17 protein-coding genes and 3 pseudogenes are annotated in these 21828 nt (G+C 68.9%); 6 read left to right on the forward strand and 14 right to left on the reverse strand.

Going from position 1 to position 21828, the window contains the following annotated elements; translation table 11 throughout:
• From ACFXHB_RS37860 to ACFXHB_RS37870, 3 genes and pseudogenes are all read right to left on the reverse strand, one after another.
• A pseudogene (locus ACFXHB_RS37860) lies at positions 1-516 on the reverse strand (hypothetical protein); the annotation flags it as partial.
• A gap of 279 nt (positions 517-795) precedes the next feature.
• Positions 796-2412, reverse strand: a complete 1617-nt coding sequence (locus ACFXHB_RS37865) for an IS4 family transposase (protein ID WP_380580462.1) — start codon at positions 2410-2412, stop codon at positions 796-798.
• 91 nt (positions 2413-2503) lie between these two features.
• Positions 2504-3364, reverse strand: a pseudogene (locus ACFXHB_RS37870) (transposase); the annotation flags it as partial.
• 176 nt (positions 3365-3540) lie between these two features.
• On the opposite strand from ACFXHB_RS37870, the gene ACFXHB_RS37875 reads away from it, so the two are divergent.
• The 3 genes from ACFXHB_RS37875 (at position 3541) to ACFXHB_RS37885 (ending at position 5531) form a co-directional block, all read left to right on the forward strand.
• A complete protein-coding gene (locus ACFXHB_RS37875) occupies positions 3541-4395 on the forward strand; it encodes a class I SAM-dependent methyltransferase (protein WP_380580464.1) in 855 nt (284 codons plus the stop codon).
• 222 nt (positions 4396-4617) lie between these two features.
• Positions 4618-4878 (forward strand): hypothetical protein, encoded by a 261-nt coding sequence (locus ACFXHB_RS37880; protein ID WP_380580466.1) that lies wholly within the window; start codon positions 4618-4620, stop codon positions 4876-4878.
• Entirely contained in the window at positions 4875-5531 is a 657-nt protein-coding gene (locus ACFXHB_RS37885; RefSeq protein ID WP_380580468.1) for a DUF6193 family natural product biosynthesis protein, read from the forward strand. Before ACFXHB_RS37880 ends, ACFXHB_RS37885 begins: the two co-directional genes overlap by 4 nt.
• A gap of 473 nt (positions 5532-6004) precedes the next feature.
• Here the strand turns inward: ACFXHB_RS37885 and ACFXHB_RS37890 are convergent, their stop codons facing one another.
• From ACFXHB_RS37890 to ACFXHB_RS37920, 7 genes are all read right to left on the reverse strand, one after another.
• Positions 6005-6793: a PIG-L deacetylase family protein gene (locus ACFXHB_RS37890; RefSeq protein WP_380580470.1), complete on the reverse strand. Its 789-nt coding sequence runs from the start codon at positions 6791-6793 to the stop codon at positions 6005-6007.
• The gene (locus tag ACFXHB_RS37895) at positions 6790-8001 is read right to left on the reverse strand and encodes an NUDIX domain-containing protein (RefSeq protein ID WP_380580472.1); all 1212 of its coding nucleotides are present in this window, start codon (positions 7999-8001) and stop codon (positions 6790-6792) included. The genes ACFXHB_RS37890 and ACFXHB_RS37895 overlap by 4 nt, the downstream gene beginning before the upstream one ends.
• A gap of 10 nt (positions 8002-8011) precedes the next feature.
• Positions 8012-8605: a class I SAM-dependent methyltransferase gene (locus ACFXHB_RS37900; protein WP_380580474.1), complete on the reverse strand. Its 594-nt coding sequence runs from the start codon at positions 8603-8605 to the stop codon at positions 8012-8014.
• A complete protein-coding gene (locus ACFXHB_RS37905) occupies positions 8602-9828 on the reverse strand; it encodes an MFS transporter (RefSeq protein ID WP_380580498.1) in 1227 nt (408 codons plus the stop codon). Before ACFXHB_RS37905 ends, ACFXHB_RS37900 begins: the two co-directional genes overlap by 4 nt.
• A gap of 53 nt (positions 9829-9881) precedes the next feature.
• A complete protein-coding gene (locus ACFXHB_RS37910) occupies positions 9882-10400 on the reverse strand; it encodes a hypothetical protein (RefSeq protein WP_380580476.1) in 519 nt (172 codons plus the stop codon).
• Between the two features lie 429 nt (positions 10401-10829).
• Entirely contained in the window at positions 10830-11147 is a 318-nt protein-coding gene (locus ACFXHB_RS37915) for a hypothetical protein (protein WP_380580478.1), read from the reverse strand.
• Positions 11148-11224: 77 nt separating this feature from the next.
• Positions 11225-12760 (reverse strand): SMI1/KNR4 family protein, encoded by a 1536-nt coding sequence (locus tag ACFXHB_RS37920; protein ID WP_380580480.1) that lies wholly within the window; start codon positions 12758-12760, stop codon positions 11225-11227.
• Positions 12761-13268: 508 nt separating this feature from the next.
• Between ACFXHB_RS37920 and ACFXHB_RS37925 the strand changes: the two genes are divergently transcribed.
• Positions 13269-14354 carry an NAD(P)H-dependent glycerol-3-phosphate dehydrogenase gene (locus ACFXHB_RS37925; protein WP_380580482.1) on the forward strand — a complete coding sequence of 362 codons (1086 nt, stop codon included), beginning with the start codon at positions 13269-13271 and terminating at the stop codon, positions 14352-14354.
• A 121-nt stretch (positions 14355-14475) separates the two neighbouring features.
• Here ACFXHB_RS37925 and ACFXHB_RS37930 read toward each other — a convergent pair whose 3' ends face one another.
• From ACFXHB_RS37930 to ACFXHB_RS37940, 3 genes are all read right to left on the reverse strand, one after another.
• Positions 14476-15642 (reverse strand): DNA gyrase subunit B, encoded by a 1167-nt coding sequence (locus ACFXHB_RS37930; RefSeq protein ID WP_380580484.1) that lies wholly within the window; start codon positions 15640-15642, stop codon positions 14476-14478.
• 812 nt (positions 15643-16454) lie between these two features.
• Positions 16455-16676: a transposase gene (locus ACFXHB_RS37935; protein WP_380580500.1), complete on the reverse strand. Its 222-nt coding sequence runs from the start codon at positions 16674-16676 to the stop codon at positions 16455-16457.
• A 267-nt stretch (positions 16677-16943) separates the two neighbouring features.
• On the reverse strand, positions 16944-18680 hold the full coding sequence (locus ACFXHB_RS37940) for a hypothetical protein (RefSeq protein WP_380580486.1): 1737 nt from the start codon (positions 18678-18680) through the stop codon (positions 16944-16946).
• A gap of 37 nt (positions 18681-18717) precedes the next feature.
• On the opposite strand from ACFXHB_RS37940, the gene ACFXHB_RS37945 reads away from it, so the two are divergent.
• Together ACFXHB_RS37945 and ACFXHB_RS37950 are read left to right on the forward strand one after the other, a co-directional pair.
• On the forward strand, positions 18718-19059 hold the full coding sequence (locus tag ACFXHB_RS37945) for a hypothetical protein (RefSeq protein ID WP_380580488.1): 342 nt from the start codon (positions 18718-18720) through the stop codon (positions 19057-19059).
• A 1228-nt stretch (positions 19060-20287) separates the two neighbouring features.
• Positions 20288-21088 (forward strand): DUF817 domain-containing protein, encoded by an 801-nt coding sequence (locus tag ACFXHB_RS37950; RefSeq protein ID WP_380580490.1) that lies wholly within the window; start codon positions 20288-20290, stop codon positions 21086-21088.
• Positions 21089-21198: 110 nt separating this feature from the next.
• Here ACFXHB_RS37950 and ACFXHB_RS37955 read toward each other — a convergent pair.
• Positions 21199-21736 (reverse strand): annotated as a pseudogene (locus ACFXHB_RS37955) (IS5/IS1182 family transposase); the annotation flags it as partial.
• Positions 21737-21828: the final 92 nt, after the last annotated feature.

Raw genomic sequence — 21828 nt, forward strand, 5'->3', positions numbered from 1 at the left:
GCGCGACACCGCGGCGATACCGCCGTTGGTCGACGCGCTGCCGGCGGGCGCGAGCTCGAAGCCCTGCCAGTTGCTGCCCTCGTACCAGTAGCGGTCCTGGACGGATCCGTTGGCTCCGACGAACCAGAGTTCCATGCTGTTCGGGACGCGCGACACCGCGGCGATACCGCCGTTGGTCGACGCGCTGCCGGCGGGCGCGAGCTCGAAGCCCTGCCAGTTGCTGCCCTCGTACCAGTAGCGGTCCTGGACGGATCCGTTGGCTCCGACGAACCAGAGTTCCATGCTGTTCGGGACGCGCGACACCGCGGCGATACCGCCGTTGGTCGACGCGCTGCCGGCGGGCGCGAGCTCATAGCGCCCCCACGGCCTCCCGTCGTACCAGTACGCACCCTGTACCGACCCGTCCGTGCCGATCCACCAGAACTCCATGCTTCCGGGGATCCGGGAGACGGCGGCGATCCGGCTTGACGGCGACGCGCTGCCGTCAGGCGACAGCGGGAATTGATTCCAAGTCATCTTTACCTTCCGGTAACTTTGTGATCGGAACGCTTAGGTTGGATCTCGTCCCGATCGAGCGAGCCCAGGCTCGGCCCGCCGCGGATCCCCTCATCCGTTTCCGGATCGACCGCGGCCGTAGACGCCCCGACCCCGTGCTGGGGTGCGGGCTCTGCACTCCGACCAGTACATCCCGGTTGCCGTGCACCCGCGACCCGTGCTGACCCACACGGGTCACTGATCCCGAGGCGTGGAAGGTATCCCGGAGGGTGTCGGCGGCGATGACCCAATGCCTCGAAGTTAGAGACCAGGGGACGGTGTCAAGGCCTCGGGCAGCGTGATCTTGTAGGTACTCGGCGCGGTGCGGGTTAGCAGGCTGTTTCTTGTCCACAGGCAGAGCTGGGAGGTGAGGTTCCTGCGGGCCCGGGCTGCTGTGATTCCTATGTCATCGGCAAGGTCACGGGCGTGCATGGGCTGGTTGGCGTTGGCGGCAAGGATTCGGCACAGCTGATTCCAGGGAGAAGCCGGATCTCGGGCCGGATCCTGTTCCGTTGGGAGGGTGGGAGCCTGGACGGTGATCTCGATGCCGGTGATGGCGGTGCTGTCACGGGGACGTTGATCGCGGTTCCAGGTGTGGTAGCGGGAGACGCCCCGCTTCGCCACGCGGGCAGAGGTCCGCAGACGGCGCTTGGGGAGCAAGGCGCGCAGGAGTCGGGCGCCGATCTGTCCGACCAGGTCAGTCATGGTTTCGTGGCCAGGAGCCGCTCCCGGGCGGGCGATCAGGGCGACGGTGTCGCGCGCGGCCTCCATGGCGACGATGAACGCCGCCCTGTCAGGGTCGATGCCGGACCGGGTTTCCACGGCTGTGACCATGACCGATCGCAGGGCCTGGTACAGAGCGAGCAGGGCCCACAGCTCCTGGGCGAGGCCGGCGGGATCCTTCGAGCGCAGAACGCGGCCTTTGAGGAGCGTGTGACGCAGCGCAAGGTAGGCGCACTCGATCTCCCAGCGCTCGTGATAGAGGCGGACGAGCCGGTGGGCGGGGTCGGTGCGGTGGTCGGTGAGCGTAGTCAGCAGCCGGTAGGTCTCGCCGAAGGTGCTGCCGTCGGCCGTGCGTGTGCGGATCTCGGCTTCGATGACGCGCAGGACGAGGCCGGCGATGCGGGTGAGATAGGAGCCGTCGGGCAGCAGGGTCAGGACAGGTGGGTGGCGACGGCTGGTGCAGCGCACCAGGAACTGCGCACCGCGGCCGGCGACCTGCGCGAGCAGGTCGTTGGTGTGGAAGGCGCGGTCGGCCAAGAGCAGCATGTCCGGGGTCAGATCCGATGCCAACTGCTGTGCGTAGTGCGTTTCGCCCTTGGCGACGGGGCCAAAGGCTGCTGCTGTCAGGCCGCGGGTTCCGGTCTCGCACAGTGTCATCAGCATCAGTCTGGGGTACCCGGCTTCGCCGAGGCGGCTGGCGGGACGGCCGAGCCAGGACCAGTTCCGTTCATGGCTGGGGACGATCAGGCTGCTGCATCCGTCGAAGGCGACCGTTCGCCAGCGTCGGTAGCTCACCCCAGGGGTGGTCGGCTGAGCCAACGGTCCTGCCAGCACCTCGAACAAGCGCTGGATCGGGGTGGAACCGATCCGTCTGCGCAGGTCACGGAGCGCTTTCTCGGAAGGCTCGGGAACGGGGCCGACCAGCCCCGCGACCAGCTTGTTCCACACCAGACGGGCGCCGAGATGCTCGAACAGCCCCAACGCCAGAACGAAGTACACCCCGACCCGGGAGGGCAGGCATCGCAGTCGCCGCTCCCGCGCTCCGGACTCCTCCAAGATCGCGTCCACCAGCTCAGGGGGCACGACCTGGGTTAACTCACCGAGGTGGCCGGGGGCGAACACATTGCTGGTGCCGCCCATGACAGGCTGGGGCATGAGGTCTCTGCTTTCAGGAAGATCTTGGTCGATCCCCTGGATAGCAGAGACCCCATCGCGTTTCACGCCCTCTTGACACCGTCTCCTGGTCTCTAACTTCGAGGCATTGGGCGATGACCAGCCAGGTCCAGCGGTCGGCCGCCGCGGAGTCGCGCAGGCGGGGCCGGGTCCAGCCGAGGGTCTGCTTGAGCAGGCGGAACGTGTGCTCCAGCTCGAAGCGGCGGAGGAACGCCTGCCGGCAGCGGTCGACGTCTTCGGCGCTGGCGCCGGTGCGCGACCACCAGAGCCAGGCCGGCCGGTTCACTCCGCCGCTGGGCAGCTTCTCGACGGCCAGGCGGATCACGGTGCCCTCGATGACCGGCAGCGGCCCGTCGTGGTCCAGCCAGGCCGCCCGTTTCGTGAGACGTCGGTGGAGCCGGTCCCAGGACCGGGCGACAGCGGTGCCGTAGCGGGGGGTCGCGGTGGCGGTGACCGCCTGCTCGGCGCCCCAGGTGCCGGGGGCGCCGAAGACGAACTCGCCGCCGTGCTTGGGCGGCCGGCCCCCGGCGGGGTGGGCTGCGGCGAACTCCGCGCGGCCGGGTGCCGGGCGGCGCATCACCCGGTCCGAGCGGAGCCGGCCGAGGACCTGCACCGGCAGGTCACCGAGCAGGTGCGCGATGCGCGGGGCGTCGTAGCCGGCGTCCATCACCACCAGGACCTCCGGATCACCGGCCTTCCACTGCCCGGCCGTGATCAACCGGACCACCACGTCGCGGAGCTGGGCGGTGGTGACGGCGGCCAGGTCGGCGCCGGGCTCCAGCCGCACCGCATCGAGCACCGCCGTCCACGACGTCCGCCCGGTCTCCAGCGCGACCACGAACGAGGCTTGAGTCCCTGCCAGGCACCGGATCCCTTTCCTGTCGGATCGGTTGAAGCGGCTTTGCCAACTTCTCCCGCATACGCTCAAGACGATCGCGCTGGAGGTGCATCTCTTTCGCAGTGGACATACCCTGATGAGAAGCTATGACTATAGGTGACGGGTATTCGACCAGGATCCGCGAGGCGCGGCATTTCGGCAGCTTATAACAGCCCGCAAAAACCAGCCAATCTGCGGAGCTGTCGAAGATTTATGCAAGAAGGTCGGGAGCCATGCGAAGAGTATTCAAGGGTCAGTCCGGTGCTGCTGGCCGGATGGTGCGCTACTATCGCCGATCACCCCGATATCTTTCGGGAGAATGGGGCGGCACATGTCATTTTGGCTATACGCCCCCTGGGTGGAAATTCAATCTTGAAAGCGCATTAGTTGCCATGGAGCAACAGCTTGCCCAAACGCTCGCATTGCCGCCGAACTCGCTTGTCCTTGATGCTGGCTGCGGTTACGGGCGAGTCGCTTCTACGCTAGCCGGCGACCCATTCCGCCTGAACGTCATCGGAGTCGACCTGATACCGGAACGCCTGGTGGAGGCGCGTCGATATATCGAAGATCGTGGCCTCTTGCGGCGAGTTCAACTGCTCAATACAACCTACTGTTCGCTGCCCATCGGCGATAACACGTTATCGGCCGTGTTTACGATGGAGGCGCTGGTGCACGCAGATCCGCTTGAGGCGGCGTTGGGTCAATTTTGGCGCGTGCTCAAGCCAGGTGGTCGATTGGTGCTCTTTGAATACTCAGTGCCGCCTCGCGATTCCGCGGGCCCATGGCACCAGCGCATCGCTGACAGCATCGCCCTCCGCACCGGGATGGCAAGCATCGAGCGCTTTACGCACGATGGATTTCCAGCTCTCTTGAAAGCAGCGAATTTTGAGAATGTCAAGGTCAGGGACATTAGCCGAAACGTGTGGCCAACCTGGCGCTGGATGTTCTGGCTCGCAATTCGCAAATATTGGCCAGGGATACTGTGCGGAGGGTTTATTTGGCGCCCTAATCTTGCCGGGGCCTTACTGATATGGCCTAACCGCCGTCATCTTGGCTACAAGATAGTTACTGCGACAAAGCCGTCCTAAAGTCTGACGGCCACATGCCACGCAGCCCCCACTCGGAGGGGCCAACCAGCTTGCGCTCTGTGTGCCCCCTGTCCTGCCGATGGAGTGGTGGGGTGGGGAGCGGGTGCGCACCGGCTCGGACGACGCTGCGCTGTGCCCCCGCGCTCTTGGGCCGGGGCGGCCGGGAACCCACCCACCTCCTCTTCTAGAGATCCTCTCTAGAAGAGGAGGTGGGTCAGGCACATGCCCCTCACCACCATCCAGGTCGACGTGGAAGTACGCGACCGGCTCAAAGCCATCGCGGATGCCTCCCACACCTCCATCAAGCAGGTCGTGGCCAACATGGCCGCCCAGACCCTGACTCCCACCGAACTCGCCGAACGCCAGGCCCGCGGCCGCGCCGCCATGGCCGCCACCGGCACGGTCATCAACGACGACCCCACCGACCCCGACCGCCAAGCCGCCCAAGCCTTCTGGGCGGGCCTGGAAGGCGACGCGTCTTGACCTCTGCCGGCACCGTCGTCCTGGACCACACCGCCCTGGCCGCACTCGCAGCCGGGAACCGCTTCCTGTCCTACGTCTATGACACCACCCACCAGTCCCCCCAACGCCGAATCCTGGTACCCACCAGCTGCCTGGCCCAGGCCGAACGCGACCGCCCCGGCTCCGCCGACTACTTCGCCTCCCTCGAAGCGCTCACCTTCCTCGACCTGGACCTCGCCGCCGCCAGCGCCGTGGGCCGCGCCGGCCTGCCGTTTCTGCATGTCAGCGAGCGCGCCGAGGCTCACGAACGCGGTCCGGCCTCGGTCGTGGAGCTGCAATGGCGCACGATGCGGGAAGAGGCTGCTGAGGCCCCGGATTTCCCTGCGTTCGGCGAACTGGTGGAAGCGGCGCATGCCGATCCGAAGCTACGACAGCTCTGCGTTTTCTCCAGTCACTGGACGCTCGGCTTCAGCTCCTGCACCGGGTTCCCGTTCCGCGTCGAGGCGGCCATCGCTCCGTCGCGCAACGGCGGCCCGTACCTCGTGATGGAGCATCCCCACTCCATCGTGTTCGGCGAGACGGCCACGGCCGAAGAGGCGGTCGCTGCGGCGGTGTCCCGCCTCCCCACCGGGCTGGGTCCAGCTGTTGCGGGAACCGCCGATAGGGATGAGTGACGCATCAGGACAGGACGAGGCAGGCCGAATCTAGTTACGGACAGTCAGTAACCTCGCTGTCAAATGGCTCCCCGTCAGGTGGCCGCGAGTGGGGAGATCCAAGTGGCCGGCCACCCACCAGTAGTTCGGAGAAGGTAGGTCGCGTACCACTGCGGCTCGCCGCCGGGCCCTGTCCAAACCAGGGAGTCCAGGGGGAATCCCACCCACAGCACCGCGGGCCCGCCGGAGATCCGCGTCTCATGGACACATGAACACAAGTGCGGATCATCCGGAATGCCGGTGATCTGGTAGGAGATCCGGCCGCACTGGCAGTGCCCCGTTCGAACCGGCGCCGGGGCGTTGGGTGGTTCCGGCAGCCGGGTGTCGGCCTGTTCGACGGCCAGGGGCCGTGTGGACGAGTGTGGCGAGTCGAAGGTGGGTGGCGTCGTGCTCATGGGGGTCCTCGGTTCGATGGGGGTCGGGGTGCGGGCCGGTCAGGCGGTGAGTCGGTGAGGGTCTCCCGACGCGGGGGCGGGGGAGAGGCGGGTGAAGAACTCGGTTCGGATGATCTCGTTGCGTTCGCCTTCGGGCAGGCGGGCGAGAAGGGCGGGCAGGGGCCGTGCGCGGGCGACTTCGCTGCGGTGGGCGAGGATCGCCTGCCACTTCCGCGCGATCCACGGGGACACGTCGACGGTCGTGGTCACGTACGCGTCCGGTACCGCGAGGAGTGTCTTGCCCACGCTCTGGAGGAGCGGGCCGAGCCGCCCCACACCGGATTCCGGGTGCGTAGCCGTGTACAGGGCGGTCGGCTGCCAGGGGTCGCCGGCCTCGGGATACAGGTGCGGCAGGCCGGCGGCCTCTACGGCGAGGAGGGTGATCTGGTGGGCGCGCCGGTGGTCCGGGTGCCCGGTGAGCTGGCCAAGGGCGTCGTGGCCGATGACGATGTCGGGTTGGAGTTCGCGAATGTGTGCGACCAGGCGGCCGACGGCCTCGTCGAGCGGCGCGTCGGCGAGGCGGAGAGTGCCTTCGGGTGCCGAGGCGGGGTTGTGGGCGTCGGCGTAGCCGAGCAGCCGCGGGGCTCCGGCGCCCAAGATGTCGAGAGCGTCCGCGAGTTCTGGGATGCGGTGGGTGCCGGCGGTCCAGGTGGCGGTGACGACCGCGGTGCGGGCGCCCGCGGCGGCGTGCTGGGCGAGGACTCCGCCGGCGAGGAGGGATTCGTCGTCCGGGTGGGCGGCGACGGCCAGAAGCGACGGGGCAGGCGCATCCGTAGTGGGTGAGGTCACGGTGGTGGAGCCTTTCGATCGAACGCGGGTGAGCGTGGTGGCCGGGCTACGCGCGGCCTGGGGTCTCGTAGCGCTGGAAGTGGGTGGGCGGGTGGTCGACCGGCAGCTTCGGGTTCCAGGCGGTCAGGCACTGGGCGCTCGGTACGAACAGCGGGGCTGGCCAGGCCGTCCAGGGGCCAGAACCGCCAGGCCCCGATGGCCTCCTCGCGCTGCTGTGGGACGCCGGTCCACCGGGTGACGACGACGGGCACCGTCACCCGGACGACGTCGCTCACCCGGTCGAGGAGGGTGCCCAGGACCAGGACGTCGTCGGGCTCGGCCACGAGGCCGGTCTCCTCCCGGAGTTCGCGGACGGCCGCTTCGGCGAAGCGCTCGCCCGGCTCGACCGTGCCGCCGGCGAGCTCCCACGTCCGGCGCTGATGCTGGCCGAGGAGGACTCCGTCCGGGCCGTGGACGATGATGCCCACGCCCACCGCCGCGTGCGGTGGCGGCGGTGCGCTGGTGCGGGGGCGGGACGGTACTCGGACCGGGCGGCGGGCGGCGTACAGCCGGTAGGAGACGCGGGTGTCCGGCTGGTCGGACTCGATCGCGGTGACCGCCTCCATGGTGAGGCCGTGCTGGACGAGGAGGTCTTCCCACCGCTTGGGGGTAAGGACCCACATGTCGACAGGGTGGTCGTCGGTGGTCCCGGGCAGCCGCAGGATCTCGGTCCGCGCGGCTACCTCGGCCGACGGTCCGGTACCGGCCGCGTTGGTGTGCGGCGCCGAGAAGAGCACCAAGCCGCCCGGCTTGAGGCCGTTGGCCAGGACGGGCAGCAGCCGGTCGGGGTTCAGGAAGGGGACGGAGCAGACGGAGTAGATCAGGTCGAACGGGTCGACGTCCCACAGGTGGGCCACGGCGTCGGCACACACCAGGCGCAGGCCCGGCGTGTCGGGGTAGCGAGTGGCGGCGCGCTGGTGCTGGGCGGGGGAGGCGTCGACGGCGGTGACGTCGGCGCCCCGGGTGGCGAGGTGGGCGGCGTGCCGGCCGAGGCCGCTGCCGAGGTCGAGGACGCGCAGCCCGGCCACGTCGCCGAAGACCTCGATGCCGGGCCCGGTGTCGGGGATGCCCCAGTCCCACCGGTCCAGCTCGGGCAGCTCCAGCCGCCTGGCGAGTTGGTGGTTGCCGTAGGTGTTCCAGGTCGCGACGGTGTCCTGCTCGGTGGTCACCGGTCCTCCATCAGATCGCGGGGTGGGGGTCAGGGGCGCAGGGCATAGCAGCGCAGGACGTCGAGGTCGGCGGTGTGGACGGCTGACCATCCCGTGGTGAGGAGTTCGGCCTGGGCCGTCGTGATGCCGAGGTTCTGCAAGGGGTCGGTGGCGGGGCGGCGGCCGGCGACCTCGGCGACGACCCAGAACGTCCCGCCCGGGGGGTGAGGAGGCGGCGGACGCGGTCGACGAAGGCGGCCTTGTCGTCGATCCACCGGTAGACGAGGCGGCAGGTGATGACCGCGTACGCCGGCGCCGGCAGGGCGCCGAGGTCGTCGGTGGTGAAGTCCATGCACTGCCAGACCGACACGCGGTCGGGCCCGGGGTCATGGGCCGAGGCGAGCGCCACGGCGCTGGGTGAGCAGTCGATGCCGGTCGCGCGGTAGCCGAGCTCGGCGAGGCGCCGGGTGAGCGAGCCCTCCCCGCTGCCGATGTCGAGGGCCGGGCGGCCCCGGCCGGTGCCGAGATGCCGCTCCAGCAGTCGGTCCTCGGTGTCGTCGAGCTGCCGGTAGCGGCTGCCCTGGGACCAGAGCGGCTCCCAGTAGGTCATGGACGCGGTGGTCATGAGGTGGCTCCTTCATGGGCGGGAGGCACGACCGCGCGGGCGGGGATCTTCCGCATCGCGCGGATGGGGGAGGCCAACAGCAGGACGACGGGCACGACTTGGAGGAGCGCGCCGACGGCGAGGGTGGCCCGAACGTCGAGGAGGAGCACCAGGCCGCCGGCGGTGACAGCGGCGGGCGGGCGGGCCCCGGCGGTCAGCGTGGTGCTGGCGGACTGCATCCGGCCCTGGAAGGCGGGGTCGCACAATGTCTGGCGCAGAGACCGCTGACTGGTCCCCGACGCCGTCGCCCAGAACAACTGCACCGCCAGCGTGACGGCCAGGACGATCTGCCACCGCGGGCCGGGCCCGGCGCACAGCAGGGGAACCTGGGCGAGGGGACTGACCGCGAAGCCCACGATGATCGTGGGGCCGATGCCGATCCGGGCGGCGATCCTCGGCGCGAGCAGCGCACCGGCCACCCCGCCGGCGCCCCCGATGCCCATGATCACGCCGAACGCGGACGGGGAGACACTGAGCCGGTCCAGTAGGTAATACGCCCAGTAGGTGTTCATGACCGCCAGGCCGAAGGAGAGCGTTGACAGGGCGGCGATCACGGTGCGAATCGTGGGCTGCCGCGTCACGTAGCGCAGGCCATCGGCGATGTCGCGCGCCAGGCCGGTGCGGGTGCGCGCCGCGGTGGTGGTTTCGGGGATGCGCATGCGCCAGACGAACGCTGCGGAGGCGAGGAAGGACACGGCGTCGGCGAGGACCGAGTGGGCGGGGCCGACGGCACTCACCAGGGCGGCCCCGGCGTTGGTGCCGGCACTGTCGGCCACCGCGGACGCGGCGCCGAGCTTCGCGTTCGCGTCGTGGAGCCGCGCCGGCTGGACGAGGGCCGGCAGCAGGCTGATCGCCGCGGCATCGTGTACCACCTTGGCTGCTCCGAGCACGATCGCGACGACGCACAGCTGCCCGACGGTGAGCGCTCCGGCGACGGCAGCGGCCGGGATCGTCACCAGCGCGCCGGCTGCCGCAAGGTCCGAGGCGATGAGCTGGGGTCGTTTGGGGTGCCGGTCGGACAGCGCACCGGCCCACAAGGCGAAGGCGTTCGGGAGCTGTCCGAGGAACGCGAGCACGGCGACCTCGGTGGTGGAGGCGTGCAGCTCCAGCACGGCCAGCGCGGGTAGGGCGAGGGTGCTCACCGCCGACCCCGACAGACTCACGGCCTCGCTTCCGAGCAGGATCCGGAAACCCGGGGTGGACCAGGCGGTGGTCTTCGCGGTCCGGACGACGGCAGTTACGACGCCTCGCCCCCGCCCGTCAGCTCCGGGGCGATGACGTTGGCGTACCGGGCACCGGCGGCGAAGTTACGCGGGACCTCCCTGGTGAAGGGGTGGCCCCTGTTGTACGGTTTGCCCTCCCACTCCTCACTGGCTTCGTGGAGCCGGGTGCACAGTCTGCCGGCCTGCGCATGCACGGCCCGCCACTGAGCGGAGGACAGCCCCAACCCCGGCACCGGAGTGCCGGGCGCGGCCGTGAGCAGCAGGGCCAGCTCGTCGGCGCGGCTGTCCAGGAGCTGTGGTGCCCGGTCGTGCCCGAGCGCGGGAACGACGCCGCGGTAGGCCCGGGTCTTGTGGGTGAAGAGCGTCACCGAGGGCGAGACCTTGACGTACCTTCGGGCCCCATCGGCGAGCTCCAGTGCCCAGATCCGGGAGCGGTGCCAGTCGTGCGAGGCGTCGCGTACGGCCACGATCCGTCCGGTGTGCTGATCCGCCCAGTCCTGCACCGCCGCGGGCAGGGTCTTCGTCTGCCTCATGTCGTGGACCTTTCCGAGGTCTGAGCGCACATCCGCTGGAAGATGGCCTCGGTGAGCGGATTGACGGTGTGCTGCCCGCTGTACGTGATCTCCGATGGCAGGGGCGGCCTAAGCGCGGTCTGCTGCTGTTCGTTCGGTGCGGCCGAGGTCAACGCGAGTCCCCTTGGCGGTCGTCCGGCGTGGTCGTGAGGCTCAACGACCACGCCGAGATATCGAACTGGTGTATTTGAGTCGCTTCGTATTTCCCGGGATAGAGCGGCGGGGGTCGTGTGGAGAGTGCACGGACCCAATCCCCGCAACAGGTCTATGACGCAGTGCGGTTGGCCGAATCGCCGACAGTGGCGCTTGCGAGGAGCGGGTTCCCTGCGCAGCACCCGGCAGCAGAATGGTCATGGGACGTCGCGCACGGAGACGCCCCCGGCCGGCGGCCTACTCCTGCTGCCGGTACGGCATGAGCAGCTCGCCTTCGAAGAGGTAGTCTCCGTCGTACTGCCCTGTGCCGACGGCGAGCAGCGGCGCCGTGGGGTGGAAGGCCAGCGCGTGCACTGGAAACCGGGTGCGGAGCACGGCTCGGCAGGAGAGGCCCCCAGTGTCGTAGAGCCTAACCGTCGCCGTGTCGTCGAAACCCTGCTCGCCCGCGATGGCGAGCAGGCCTCGTCCCTGGTCGGGCACGGCGAGGACAGGCCGGCCGATCTCGGCGAACGGGCGGTCACCGAGGACGTGAAGGGCACGTAGTGGGGAGGTCATGCCGGAGATCCTCCCAGTAGACGGTGTGGGTCCTTGTCCTGGCCCGTGCCGCAGGACGGCTCAGTAGCCAAAGGCACTCAGCTGCCGTTCAGGCCGTGGGTGTCGGACATTCGGAACGCGTCACCGGTGCTACGGCCGAGCCGGGCCGACCAGGCCAGCGCGTCGTCGAAGCTGACGTCGGCACCCGCCAGACGCGCGGCGGCGAGGTTGGGCGGTGTGTTGCCTTCGTGCAGCAGGACGGACCACTGCTGTGCGGTGAGGACCAGGTGGCGCAGGCCAGGGAGGTCGGCCAGGACGGCGAGGTCTTGGGCGTTGGCGCGGGAGAGGTCCAGGCAGCGCAGGTTCGGGACGGAACGCAGCGGTGCGAGGTCGGTCACCGTCGTAGTGCCCAGGTTCAGGGCGGTGAGGGTGATGAGCAGGGCCTCGACGGGCAGGCCGCGGGTCGGGGCCAGGTTGGTGGTGGCGCTGTTGTGGAGGTGCAGCCGTCGCAGGTTCGGGGCGGCGGCGAGCGGGGTGAGGTCGACCGTGGGGGAGAGGGTGCTGATGGTGATGTCCTGGAGGGTTGACGGGATCTCCGTCGGGATCTCGCCGACGGCCATTGCGCGGGCGAAGCCGCGCTCGGGCTCCCGCAGGCGGATGGTGCGGTCCCGCACCTCGTAGGCGCCTTCTTCCAGCAGGTCCAGGTAGTGGCCCAGCAGTGAGGTCACCGAATCGGCGACGTACTCCGGGCCGTGGTCGAAGTCTCGGCCCATCTGGATGACCTGACCCGGTCGGCCCTTGCCGGCGGGGGCGGCGTCCACGGCCAGGAAGTTGCCGTCCCGGCCGGAGGCGAAGGGAAGCCAGCCCGGGTGACCGCCACAGCGCCGGACGGTGTCGGCGGGGTCGGCGTCGAAGACGACCGCGTCCCATTCCACGTCCCAGCCGAACCAGAGTGGTTCACCCCATTCGGCCTGGGATTCGACGAGGTCCTCCAGCGACAGCCAGAGGTTGGTGCCGAACAGGTGGAGGTTCTCGTGACCGATGCCGTCGCCGTCGGCGAGCAGGTACAGCGCCCGCAGGTCGGCGGGAAGCGGGGTGCCGAGGCGGTGTTCGGCCTCGTCGAGCGCGGCGGTCGAGGCGGGAGGCGGCAGTTGCTCGGGCTGCCCCAGGATCGACGCGCGGCGCTTCATGTAGGCATGGAAGCGCGCCACCGCCAGGTCTGGGTCGCCGGCCGGTCCGGCTGTTCCCGGCTCCTGCCCGAAGCCCGGCTGGGGCAGCCGGTAGGCATGGTCGAGCACGACCTGGAAGCCGGCGCCGTACCCGTGGGCGCCGGTGACCGCGTCCGGGAACGCGACCAGGTCGAACTCTCCCGTCGGCCGCCACCGAGCCTCCATGCCGGCGTGCTCCCAGCCCCGGCTGGCGCGAATGGCCTCCGCCAGGCGCCACAGCTCGGGGTAGAAGTCGTAGCGGAGGAACGGCTGCCAGCGCTCCCCGGCTACGGTGTAGCCGCCGGACCTCAAGCTCCCACCGATACCCGCGACGCAGTTCAGCACCGCCTCGGTCCAGCCCTCCGGCGCCCGCCTGACGACCTCCGTGGCGATCCGCCGGACCACCTGCTCGGCGACCTCGATCACGTCCTGTGCCCCCTCCTGCCGGCCTTGACGGTCATCATCGCAGTGGGTCGTGACACGGCAATCCATCGGTGTTCGGGCCGGCAGGCGAGAGGCCTGGCCGTGCCGGCCAGACTCGGCAGGCCCCGACACGCTCGCCCGGGCGTATCACCAGGACACCCGAGGTCCAGACCGGCCGCCCCGCCCGGTTCGGCTCGCCGACTCGGCCGCCAACTCGCCCTCCAACGCTCTGGCCTCCCTGCACCCTGGACAACTCCGGCCTGCCCACCGCCGACGCGGTGATCTGCGTCGCCCCCTCAGCCGCTTCACCGACCGCTCCCGAGCACGAGGCACGGAGCAGGCCGACAACATGCACACCGGGTTCGTCCAGGTCCCGCCTCGCCCACCGGCGGGCTGTCGCTGTCACCTTGCGGCGCCCGGCTGAGGCGTCCGCCGCGTTCGGGCGCCGCGGGTAGGCTGCCCGCGTCCGGGTCCGTGCAGGCCCGAACCACCTACGGCGATCGGACGGCGGATGGCGACGGCGGCGGTACTCTCGGCGGGCTCCTGGGGCACCGCGTTCGCGTCGGTGCTCGCCGATACCGGTACCCGGGTGACCATGCACGCGCGGCGCGCGGAGGTCGCGGAGGAGATCAACCGGAATCACCGTAACGAGCGGTATCTGCCGGGCGTCGACCTGCCGGCGTCGCTGCGCGCGACCACGGACGTGGAGCGGGCGGTGGCGGGCGCGGACTTCGTGGTGGTGTCGGTGCCGGCCCAGACGCTGCGCGCGAACCTGGCCACCTGGGCGCCGCTGTTCGGCCCGTTGACCGTGGTGGTGAGCCTGATGAAGGGCATCGAGCTCGACACGGGGCTGCGGATGAGCGAGGTGATCCGCGAGGTCGCCGGTGTCGGCGCGGAGCGCGTCGCGGTGGCGTCCGGGCCGAACCTGGCGCGGGAGATCGCCCGCAAGCGGCCCGCCGCGAGCGTGGTGGCCTGCGTGGACGAGGAGGTGGCCGCCCGGCTGCAGGCGGCGTGCCGCACCCCGTACTTCCGGCCCTACACCAACGCGGACATCGTCGGGTGCGAGCTCGGCGGCGCGGTGAAGAACGTGATCGCGTTGGCGGTGGGGATCGCGGCCGGCATGGGGCTGGGTGACAACGCCCGCTCGCTGCTGATCACCCGGGGCCTTGCGGAGACCGCTCGGCTCGGCGCCGCGATCGGCGCGGACCCGCACACCTTCGCCGGGCTGGCCGGCATGGGCGACCTCGTCGCCACCTGCTCCTCCCCGCTGTCGCGCAACCGCTCCTTCGGGGAGCGGTTGGGTCGGGGTGCCGACGTCGCCACGGCCGCCGCGGCGGCCCCCCAGACCTCCGAGGGCGTCAAGACCTCCGAGGCCCTTCTCGCGCTCGCCCGGTGCCACCGGGTGGAGATGCCGATCACCGAGGTAGTCGTGCGGCTCCTGCGCGGCGACGTCACCCTCGACCAGGCCGGTGCCCTGCTGATGGAACGCCCGCCCAAACCGGAACGGCACACTCGCGCGCTGACCTCTTCCGCTTCCCAATCCCAACGCGGAACGGGGCCTGAAACCGACGACGATCGCGGCGTTCGGGCGTCGTGACACGCTGTACCCAGCGGCCGGACGGCCTCGCAGGTGGGGGCGCCGACCAGAATGACGCGCGACGTCGCGCCCCGGGACTCTGCATCGTTCTGGCACCAACCCACCGACTCCACCCGGACTCTCAGCGGTTCCGCCGGGCGGCCTGGACGATTCGATCGAGGACGGCTCCGGCCTGTTCCGGATGCTTCTCCAGCCACCTGCCGAGGTGTTCCTGGACGGCTTGTCCGACGCAGGCGCGCACGGTGGCATTGCCCAGCACGTCGAGCATAGAGCCGTGGAACTCAGGATCGTCCAACCTCACGGCTACGACCGCTGTCAGGCCCTCGCCGATCCGATCGGCGCTGAAATCGGGGTGCGTCGCTGTCAGCAGCCTCCGTTCGCGCGCGTACGTGGTCACCGCGGCCGCCACCCCGTCGCGGAAGCCCATCGTGTGCGTGCCGCGCGCGGTGGGCCGGCTGTTGGCGAAGCTCCGGACCCGCTCCTCACGTGAGCCGGACCAGCGGAAGGCCACCTCCATCGTCCCCGCCATCCGAGGGTCCTCGCACTCGAAGCCGACGATGTCCGTGATCGCGGGCACCGCCGCCCGGGAGTCGAGAAGTTTGACGAAGTCCCTTGCCCCACACGGGTACTGGAACCGCGCCGCCCGGCACTCGACCGGCCGGCGCCGATCGGTCAGCGAGATCGCCAAGCCCTTGTTCAGCAGCGCCAGTTCCCGGAACCGCTCCGCCAGCTCGTCGAACGAGAACTCCGCGGTTCCGAAGATGTCGGAGTCGGGCCAGAAGACGATGGCGGTCCCGCTTCCGGCCGCCGGTCCCGCCTCGGTGAGCGGGGAGACCGCCATGCCGCGCGCGTACTCCTGGACCCAGCGGACCCCCTCGCGCCGCACCTCGGCCGTCATCCGGCGTGACAGGGCATTGACGACGAAGGGCCCCACGCCGCAGCAACCGAGTGTCACGCCGTTGCGGTCGCCGGTCCCGGTCCCGGCCCACGTGCGGGTCAGCAGGGCTTCGAGGAAAGTGCTGCCGGTGCTTCCCACTTCGCTGACAAGAATGCCCGGACCGTCGTCGGCGACGCACACGCCGCCGTCGGGTGTGAGGGTGACGGCGACGCGGCCGGCGAGGCCGGCCAGGACCTCGTTCACCGCCCGGTCGGCGATCTCGAACACCATGTGGCGCAGGCCGCGTTCGCCGGTCGAGCCGATGTACATTCCGGGCCGCTTGCGAATCGCTTCCCTCCCCTCCAGCACCTGGATTTGACCGGCGTCGTACCCGTTGGCGTCCTCAGTCACGATGTCCCCTCCGACGGTGTCCCACAGACCTCCACAGCCTAGGCGAATCCCTGGAGAACACCAGGTCAGGGGCTGTTGCTCAAGGTCGTGGACGCGCGAGTGGGCGCCTGTCCGGAGGCGGTCGGCCCCAGGGGCCGTGAACGTCTCGGAAGCACGTTCTCGGGTCCGTCAGGGCCGCGAACGACCCCTCCCCGGGACGACCCGAGGTCGCCAATTCCAGAATTCCAGTGGGCCGTGCCCCAGGCCGTCGAGGAGTGGCCGTGGGCGGTGGAGCGGCCCCGCTCCCGTAGTCGGCGGCCGGCCTTCATCCACTGCAGAGCGCGCCGACCGGGCACCGCCAGCTCGGCGACGGTGCCCTCGCCGAAACGGCGTCCGACGGTACGAGGCCCTGCGCGGTAGAGACCAGGTTGCCGCGGCCCGTGTCGGCCTTGTAGGCACGGTCGTCGGCGACGGCGTGACGAAGAAGATGAGGGACCAATTCCAGCAGATGCCAGGAGCGGCCATCAGTCAGGCGAACGACCCCTTCCAACTACCCGGTGGCTGACACCAGGCTCTGGCCAGAAGCGAGGATCCGCGATACGCCCACCCTCTCCAGCAACCGTCGCCACAAGGCCTCGACGCCTCCGGCGTTCACCTCGCCGGACTCCTGAAGGCGGTTCACCTCGGCCGCATCGGCCCCGTACGGGAGTCGGGCGACAGCCTCGACCATCGGCTCACCAGGTAGCAGGAATCCAGAATCCGTGGACATCTTCGAGTGCTCTCCCATCTGCCAGTTCGGGATCGGAGAGAGACGGCGCGAGCAGAGTCTGACGTCAGGTCAGGATAGAGGACGAGAAGCCGCGCCCGGACCGGCTGGCACGCCCCCAAGGCCTGCCCGGGGCCCGGGGGCGTCGGAACAACGAACTATGCGTGTCGGCATGCACCCCAAGATCCCGCGCGACCTGTGCATACGTCAACGACGGATCGGAGCAGTACAGCGTCACAGCGTCAGCGCGAAACTCCGCTGAGTAGTATCTGTGCACCATCGGTGCCATCTCTTCCTCTGAATCCACAAGATCCAGTGTCCGTGATGTCCACCGATCGGTGGGAATACCGGGTCGCTCGCTGGTACGGACACTTGTAGAGCTCGACCCCAAAGCGGGACAAGATGCCCAACGCTTCACCTACACGCGTTGAGGGGAAGATTCATGGCATCGGCCGTTCTCCACGCTTCGTGACTCGATATCTCGAAGCGTGGAGAACGGCCGCCTCCGCTACCCCAGAAGAGAGCCTCAGATCAGCAGGTTGAGTGACCAACCAGCTTAAAGATCAAGTTTGGGGGTGGTCTCGGTGGTGGGCACGGCCTCGAATACCGCCACCTCGTGCGGCTGCAGAGTGACGCTGACCGGTGTCCCTTGCTGGGCGGTGAACCCGGTGTGCAGGCCGTCCTTCTCGGTGAAACGGTACGCGCCGTGTGTGCCGCCGGGGAGTTCGAAGATCTGCTGGGGGTCGACCGCGAAGGTCTTCGTCGAGGCCGAGGGGTTGCGGAGCATCAGCACGCCCTTGGACTTACCCTCGGTGGAGTTCCAGGCCGCGGTGCCGTAGACGTCACCGGCTGCCGCGTCGCCACCGATCCAATGGACATCGGTGAGCAGGTCCTGGTTGGCGCGGGCCCACTTGGCGTTGGCGGCCAGGGTGTCCCAGAACCAGTCCGCCCCCGGCACACCGGGTCGGACGAGGGTGTTGCGGATGTAGAGCTCCTGCAGCCCCATCCCTTGCGCGAAGTAGGAACGGATGTCGTTCGAGACCTCGTCGCGGACCGACCGCTTCGACAGGTCGTGGTCGGCGCTGAACTGGGTGGCGCGATCGGAGAAGATGATGCCGTGGTTCATCACCGAGGGGATCGGGAAGAGCGGGTTCTCACGGGCGATGTTCCGGAACGTCTCGGAGTCACGGTAGTTGACGTACTTCTCCTGGGGGGAGCCGTCGCCGGCCTGGTTCGCGTCCTCGCCGTCGCGCCAGATGGAGTCCACGTACCACAGCCAGTAGGGGGAGCCCCAGGTCCCTACGGTGGCGTTGACCCAGACGTCCTTCTGATGACCTCGCAGATCGGTGGTGAGAGCCAGCAGGGCTTCGTAGTCGGCCAGGTAGTCGCTGTTGGGACCACGCTGGTAGAGCCCCCCACCGATACCGTCGAACTTGAAGCCCCGCACGCCCTGATTGTCCATCATGTCGAAGGCCACCTTGCGGAAGCGGTTGTAGTAATCGGGGTCGCCGAGCTTGAACCCACCGTTGCCGTGGGTCTCGTACCGCTGCGCGTCGGGCTTGCTCCTGTTCAGCTCGTTCCGCTTGTCCGAGCTTTCCCCGTAGCCTCCGAAGGGCGACATCCACACCGAAAGCGACGCCCCGCCGTACTTGGCGGCCGCGGTCTTCTGGGGGGCGAACCCGTTGGGGAACTGGGTGGGGTCGAAGGACCAGATGTTGAGGTTGGAATCGTCCGTCGTCTTGGGAGAGCGCAGGTAGTCCCAGCCGTCGTCCACCCAGAAGCTGTCGATCTTGGCCTCGCGCTTGGTCAGCTCGCTTCCGAAGAGGTCGATGGTCGTGGTGAGTTCGGGAGCGTTGATGACCAGGCCTGGCGGCTTGAGGTCGAACCAGCTCTGGTAGTGCAGGAAGGTGTGGCGGCTGTGCACACGTTCGCGTGCCAGGTAGTACTGGAACGAGCGCCGCAGCCCGCCGGCCAGGGCGACACCGAGGGACGCGGTGTACTCGTAGGACTTGCCTGCGATCAGGTCACCCGCCCGCGGGACGCCGATTGTCACGTTCGCCCCGTCGACCGTGGGTTTGGCCATGGGGTTCTCGACTCCGACGAAGAGCGTCTCCGCGCCGGACGGGCCCGAGACGACCGGGCTGCCGTCGTCGGCGCCCTCCACCCTGCTGTCGGGCAGGGTCATGTCGACCAGTTGCAGCTTGGTGACGTCGAAGGTCCCGCTGACAGGGGTGATGGTGAACCTCTGCAACACGCTGTTCGCGCCATCGCGGAGCTCGGCTCTCCAGGTCACGTCCAAGACGTTGTCCCCGTGCGACCAGCGGAACGTCATGCTCACCGCCTTCCCTGCGACGGTCTGCGCGAGACGGGCCGCTGAGGCGTCGGCCGCCAGGCTGCTCAGGGCGGGGGCGGACGTGAGCGTGGCCTGGGAGGACCTGATGACGGTGGAGTCGGCGAGGGTGAACGAGAAGAGCTCACCGATCGCCGCCGGAACGGTGTGGGGCGTTCCGCTCGCGGAGTTGGTGAGCGCGGAGAGCGAGACCCTGCCGCCGTTCACCGCCCACGATGCCGAGAGGGCGTTGTTTGACAACGTGAAGCCGGACGCGGACGTCGAGCCCGTGGCCTTCCCCGGTGCGGTACCGGGGAAGAGTGCGCCTGAGGCAGACGAGTAGACGGAATCGGACGGCACATCGGTGGCCGTCGCCTTCATGGGGAGACCTGCGACGGTCACCAACACGGTACCGACCGAGGCTGCCAGTATCCCCCGACGCAATGAAGACATCATGCGAGCTCCAGAGTGGCTAGAGCGGGATTGAGTAGGGACACTACAACCCCACTCCAAGCGGCATGTCAAGAGTTGCTAGGAATGAACGCTTTGGGAACAGTTCTGAGCAAGCATCGAGCGCGTTGATGATCAGGGTCGTTGCCCCAAAGCATTACTGACTTGTAGTCAGATTGGTGAAAGCGGTTAGGAGAGTCTGTTTCGAGCAGGTCAGCGCCCTCGGCTTGAGCTGTTGCCACCCGATCCGGCGACCCGCGCCGCACGGGCAGGACGTGTTGGTCATCGACGATTCCGGGGACCGCAAGGTCGGCACCGGAAACCGCCGATGTCGGGCGGCAGTGGCCGGGCCGGCGCGGGAAGACGGACAACGGCGTCGTCACTGTTTCCACATCGCGCCGAAGTCGCCGAACTCACCAGCGTGAACTCCCCGCTGGACCCGCGACGCCGGGCACCGCCACCCACGCGACTACCTGTCACCGGACAGAGTCCTGCCACCTCCTGGCCCAGGAAGCGATTCAGGCACTGGAGCACGGACGCGCTGTGCCGGCGACACCGGGACCCATTGCCGCACATCGCGGGTAGCCCGGTCCAGGGCGAGAACCGACCTTCGGATGGCCGACCGCCCCGGGGCTCCGGTCGAAACGGAGGGGGTGCACTGCCGTTCTCTACGACTTCAGGATGACAGCAGATCGGCAAGGAGTCTGACGAGGCTCCACGGTCGACGTCGGAGGATATGACTACTCCCAAGGTCTTGAAGCATCACTTGCGGAGTAGCGACTCTCACGATGCCTCGTCCGCCCATGCGAGGCCTGGAGCGGCAAACCCGCGGAAGCGTTGGCCGCCCATTCGCCACAGCTCCTGAGAAGTGACCTCGTCACACAAGGACGAACATGCCGAGATCTCCCGGACTCATTCGGTCCCGCTCACTATCGATCATCATCACAGGGCGCGCGAGCACCCTCCGGACACTCGCTGAAACGAGTGACCACAGCCGGCCGAAAGCAGGCCGCACAAGCGAGGACGCCACCGCACGCCGGCATTGCGGGCTCGGTCCGTGAAGCGCTGTTGCTCCCAAGAATCCCACAACTCGTCGAGTCGACACCTTTGGACCGCCACCTATGCACCTGACCCCCCACGTCAGACACCTGGCCCAGCTGTCTCGAGAGCTCACCGACTTCACCTGGCTGCAGACCCGCTCCTGCGCCTACGCCATCGCGCTGCTCGCAGGCGTGGCGGCTTCCACCGCGCTGCCGACCTTGCCCCTGGCCCGCTACGACATACTCGTCGTCTACGGCGTCCTGCTCACCCTGCTGTTCTGGCGCCGTGGTTGGGAGACAGGTCGCGACATCGCCGTCATCGCAGTCTGCCACGTCATCGGACTGGTCTTCGAGCTGGTGAAAGTGTCCCTCGGTTCGTGGAGCTACCCGGAGCCGGCGGTACTGAAGATCGCGGGCGTCCCGTTGTACGGAGGCTTCCTCTACTCGGCCGTCGCCAGCTACGTATGCCGCGCCTGGCACCTCTTCGACCTGCGACTCACCCGCTACCGCCCCTGGCCAACGGCCCTGGTCGCGATCCTGATCTACGTCAACTTCTTCACCCACCACTGGCTGCCCGACGCGCGCTGGCCACTGGCCGCCCTGCTGCTCGCGGTCACCGCCGGCACGACGGTCAGCTACCGCATCCGCGATGGCCGACGACGCATGCCCCTCGCGCTGTCGTTTCTCCTCATCGGCTTCTTCCTCTGGCTGGCGGAGAACCTGGCCACCTACTCCGGCGCCTGGCGCTACCCCCACCAGCTCCAGGGCTGGGAGCCCGTCGCCCCCGAGAAGATCGGCGCATGGACACTGCTCATCAGTGTCACGTTCGTCCTGGCCACGGTCGGCCGACAACGATCGGCCAAAACCTCGCACTCTCCCTGACGCGCTTTCGTCCGGCTTTCCATAGCAGAGCCAAGGGTGTCCCTGATCGATCGTTGAAGGAATCGAGGCAGGGTGGCTGTGAGCGCCGACGAACTCCGCACGGCCTGGAACAGGTTGTGCGGGCGGGCGATCCCAAGCACGGCCTGGTGGACGCCGTCGCCCTTGAACCGACAGCCCCGTTGGACCTTCCAAGTGTTCACGCGAGCGAAGACGTGCTCACCGCGGGCCCGGACCTGCTCGTACCCGCGGCGGTCACCGGCCCGCCATCCGGCCAGCTCTCCGCCGCGCGGTCCGCAGTACGGGAAGGCCAGGCCGTTACCCGGGCAGCCGCCGTCGGCGATCGCGGTCGCCACCCCAGCGGACGCCTCCCAAGCCCTGAAGGCGACGATCAGGACGGTGTCCTCGCGAAAGAGCCGCCAGGGCTTGCGTACGCGCGGCGGGCCGATGCGGTCGATGATCCGGTCGGCCGCCGGCTTGGATGACCCCAACGACGGGGCGAAGTTCCGCACCGTCAGATCGTTTCGCCAGCAAGCCGCCCAGCGGTACCCGGTCCTCCGAAGGCAAGCTCGACGGCCGGCCCAGCCACACGGTGTCGGTGTCCTCGCGACGCAGCGCCGTCATCAGCCTACGGAAGTCGCGCGAGATCAGATTGAGATCGAATCCGCCCGTACGTGGGGAAGTCCATCCTTGGGTCCCCCACCACTGCCCACTCCCTGTTCGGCCGCCTTCTTACCGTCATT

It is taken from the genome of Kitasatospora sp. NPDC059327 (assembly GCF_042752535.1).
Classification (GTDB): domain Bacteria; phylum Actinomycetota; class Actinomycetes; order Streptomycetales; family Streptomycetaceae; genus Kitasatospora.